Genomic DNA, 1826 nt, shown 5'->3' on the forward strand with positions numbered 1-1826 from the left:
AAAATACTTCAACGAGAAGCCGGATATACGGACGCAAACCATTTTAGTCAAAACAGCATGTTTACTCTTGCAATAATGGGGGAGACCATATACAGGCCCTAGGAAAGGGTTTCAATTTGTTTTTGTTTGGGTAGTTGTTTTTGCGTAGCTGAACTCCCGGCGGTAGCAATAACGACTAAAGCCACTGCAAACCATTGTGAAAGCGTGAGGGTTTCATCAATAATGATGAACGCCGCTATGGCTGCAACGGCAGGCTCAACACTCATCATAATGCTGAAGGTTTGCTTAGGCATATTGCGCATTGCACTCATTTCTAACGTATACGGGATAGCCGACGAGAATACGCCTACAGCGAACCCGATGAAAATAGCCTGTGGCGAGAGTAAGGCGATACCTTGACTAGCAACGCCAATAGGCACTACACAGATAGCTGCTACTAGCATGCCTAATGTTACCGTAACACCGCCAGAACCTTCGTTGCCTGTTTTGTTTCCAAATACGATGTAACCGGCCCAAAACGCTCCGGCTGTAAGGGCAAGAATAACGCCGACGGGATCTAAGCTCTCGGCCGACGCGCCGCCAATATCGGGAAGCAGCAAACAAACGCCTGCAACGGCTAAAATAGCCCAAGCAAAGTCTCTCTTTTTTCTGGCACTAAAAAATGCCACAGCCAATGGTCCGGTGAACTCAAGCGCAACACCTATGCCAAGGGGAATACGCTCAATCGCAAGATAGAAGATGATATTCATTGCGCCTAAGCAAGCGCCGTAGAAAATAACGTTACGCCATCCTTTCGCACTCAAGCGCGCTCTCCAAGGCCTAAAAATTATTGTTAACACCAACGCGGCAAAAAACGCACGAAGAGCACTGGTGCCTTCAGGGCCAACTATAGGAAAGAGTTGTTTCGCAAACGATGCACCAGACTGTATGGTTACCATCGCCAAAAGCACTGCGACTATGGCAAGTAAAAAACGTTGATTCACAATATATTGCAACCTGGATGAGACAAAACCGGATTATATTTGTTCTAAAACTGAAATGCTCGTTGATAAGGGAAAGTATTGAAATTAAAAGGTGATAACAGCTAGTTTCATTATTTTAAACCAATGAGCCTTTTACTTTGCAGCTAGAATACACATGAAAGGGAAGTGAAAGAACCAAAATCTGAATGATGGGCAAAGCACAAGCGTATATCATGACTATCTCGCACAAATAAATGGAATAAAGACATGGAAATGCGACAACTCTCTTCACCGATAGATATTAAAGGCTTTTCGGTGATTACCAATAATCACACTGAATTCTCACCACTGGGAAAGATACCCACACTTTGGCAAAGGTTTGATAATTCGATAGCTGTTGACTATAAAGGCGGCGAGCGAGTGTATGGCGTGTATTTCAACTACGAATCCGATCATTCCGGTGACTTTTCCGTGTTGGCTGGGTTTGACGGTGACTCAGTGCCCGAACATTTAAAGGTTGAGCACATCACTATTCCCGCAGGAAAGTATCTCGTTTTTTCGCGACAAGGTGAAATGCCGCAAATTGCCATTGATGCATGGAGCGATATTTGGCGCTATTTCAAAGAAGGAGGTGCCGAGTATGAAAGGACGTTTTCAATAGACTTCGAGCACTATGTGAGTGGCAACCATATAGACGTTTATATAGCAATAAAATGACGTCATGTTAACTTTATAATAAAAAAACGGCGCTAATAAGCGCCGCAGATTGATGATAAACCCCTCTTTTTTCGGAGGGGGTTATTTTTTCTAGCAGCCGAAGGCTGCGATCGCGATATTTTTTAATAAGGCGTTTTTGTTTTAGTG

Annotated in this window: 2 protein-coding genes; one reads left to right on the forward strand and one right to left on the reverse strand. The window is 44.0% G+C overall.

What is annotated here, in order from left to right; all coding sequences use genetic code 11:
* Positions 1–98: 98 nt before the first annotated feature.
* Positions 99–983, reverse strand: coding sequence for a DMT family transporter (locus tag F0261_RS19680; RefSeq protein ID WP_171338728.1), 885 nt, complete (start codon positions 981–983; stop codon positions 99–101).
* Between the two features lie 246 nt (positions 984–1229).
* Here F0261_RS19680 and F0261_RS19685 point away from each other — a divergent pair, with 246 nt between their 5' ends.
* A complete protein-coding gene (locus tag F0261_RS19685; protein WP_171338729.1) occupies positions 1230–1679 on the forward strand; it encodes a GyrI-like domain-containing protein in 450 nt (149 codons plus the stop codon).
* The last annotated feature ends 147 nt before the right edge of the window (positions 1680–1826 follow it).

The sequence above is a fragment of the Alteromonas sp. 07-89-2 genome, from assembly GCF_013113925.1.
GTDB lineage: Bacteria > Pseudomonadota > Gammaproteobacteria > Enterobacterales > Alteromonadaceae > Alteromonas > Alteromonas macleodii.

Coding starts and splice junctions, on each gene's coding strand:
- F0261_RS19685 (WP_171338729.1), top strand. CDS start 1,230: ATGGAAATGCGACAACTCTCTTCACCGATAGATATTAAAGGCTTTTCG.